The 1758-nt window shown below is 75.7% G+C and carries 2 protein-coding genes; both read right to left on the reverse strand.

Annotated features, from left to right (window positions below; all coding sequences use genetic code 11):
- Nucleotides 1–117: 117 nt before the first annotated feature.
- Nucleotides 118–753 carry a cysteine hydrolase family protein gene (locus ACIQOV_RS40195; protein WP_401055927.1) on the reverse strand — a complete coding sequence of 212 codons (636 nt, stop codon included), beginning with the start codon at nucleotides 751–753 and terminating at the stop codon, nucleotides 118–120.
- The coding region (locus ACIQOV_RS40200; RefSeq protein ID WP_401055929.1) for an isocitrate/isopropylmalate family dehydrogenase at nucleotides 750–1758 on the reverse strand (1009 nt) is incomplete at its 5' end. The genes ACIQOV_RS40195 and ACIQOV_RS40200, both read right to left, overlap by 4 nt.

A 1758-nucleotide genomic window follows, 5' to 3' on the forward strand; every position in this document is an offset into this window, starting at 1 on the left:
GGGCGGTACGGCCCACCCCGGAGGCGACGCCGCGGGCCGGGGCCGCGGCGGTGGCGCCGTCGGCCCGCCCGGCCACGGTCTGCCCGGCCACGGTCTGCCCGGCCGCGGCCCGCCCGGCTACGGCGCGCACGCTTCCTCCCCGTGCGCGGGCGCCGTCCAGGCCGCGGGGTCGTCACCGGTGGTGGTGCGGGCGCCGTACAGGACGCGCATGAACCGCAGGACGTCGTCGCAGGGCAGGTGCAGGGAGGTGGTGCAGTCCGTCAGGACGGTGAGGTGGAAGCCCTTCTGGAAGGCGGTGCGGGCGGTGGAGTCCACGCAGACGTCGGCGTAGAGCCCGGCGAGCACGAGGTGCCCGGTGCCGCCCGCGCGCAGGTGCTCCTCCAGGTCCTCGCCCGGGCCTTCGCCGAGGAAGGCGTCGAAGCGGGCCCGTTTGGTGAAGACCCGTTCGCCCGGCGCCGGGGCCACCCCGTGGAACTCCGCCCCCCAGGTGCCCTCCAGGCACTTCGGCTCCTTGCCGAGGCGCCGGTCCCGCGCGCGCCAGGCCGCGCCCTGGTGGACGACGTCGCCGAGGAAGCGGACGAACAGCACCTCCACGCCCGCGCGCCGGGCCCGGTCCACCGCCCGGACGCTGTTGGCGACCACGGCCTCCAGGACGGCGCCGTCGCCGCCGAAGCGGGCCCTGGCCACCGGCCCGGCGCAGAAGTCGTTCTGCAGGTCCACCACCACCAGGGCCGTTCCCGCCGGGCCGGTCACGGCTCGCCCACCAGGGCCGTGGAACCCGCGGCGGCGGCACCGGGCGGGTCGAGGACGTCGACCAGCGCGTCCACCACCGCGGTGGTGGAGTGCCGGCCGCCGAGGTCCGGGGTGCGCACGTCCTTGTCGTCCAGGGCGGTGAGGGCGGCCTCGACCGCCCGGACGGCGCCGGGGACGCCGGCGTGCCGCTCGGCGACCAGGGCGGCGGCGCGGACCGTGGCCACCGGGTTGACCAGGTCGCGCCCGGCCAGGTCGTCGGCGGAGCCGTGCACGGTCTGGTACTCGACCAGCCCGGCCGCGCCGGGGTCGAGGCAGACGTTCTCCGTGCAGCGGCTCTCCTGCCGCTGGGCGCCGAAGCGGTCCAGCAGGACCACGTGCATGATGTCCGCCCACTCGTTCCCGGCGATCAGCAGCGTGCGCTCCGGCAGGCCGTGGGTGATCAGGTTGCGGTTGACGGTGTCGGGCTGGAACACCTCGATCCGTACGCCCAGCCGCTCGGCGATCCCGGCGACCCAGGTGTCGAACGCGCCGTCCAGGAGGTGGAACTTGTAGGCCATGACGATGCGGTCGATCCGCCCGTCGGGCCATTCGCGCCGGGCCCGCTCCAGGGCGTGGCGCACGACGGTCCCGGTGGTCTCCCGGCTGAAGGACAGGGTGCGGGTGACCGCTCCCGGGGTGTGCAGGTTCTCCCCGGTGTAGAAGCCCTGGGCCTGGTCGCGGACGAGCAGCAGGGACGTTTCCCCGGCCCGTAACAGGTCCACCTTGACGGCGCACAGGCGACGGCGCACCAGGTACAGGGACTGGGCGTTGATCGCGGTGCGGAAGACCGCGGTGGTGCCGCCGGCGGCCAGGTCGCGGCAGAACCGCTCGTAGTGCTCCGCGTCCTGCCCGGTCAGCTCCTGGATGCCGGCGGGGCCGCCGTGCGCGCGCAGCGAGACGTAGGAGTGGTAGAGGCGCGGGGAGCGCACGATCCGCACCCCCGTCGGGTGGTCGGCGGTGAGCACC

Origin of the sequence: Kitasatospora sp. NPDC091257 (assembly GCF_044757675.1) — a bacterium.
GTDB classification, from domain to species: Bacteria; Actinomycetota; Actinomycetes; order Streptomycetales; family Streptomycetaceae; genus Kitasatospora; species Kitasatospora lactacystinica.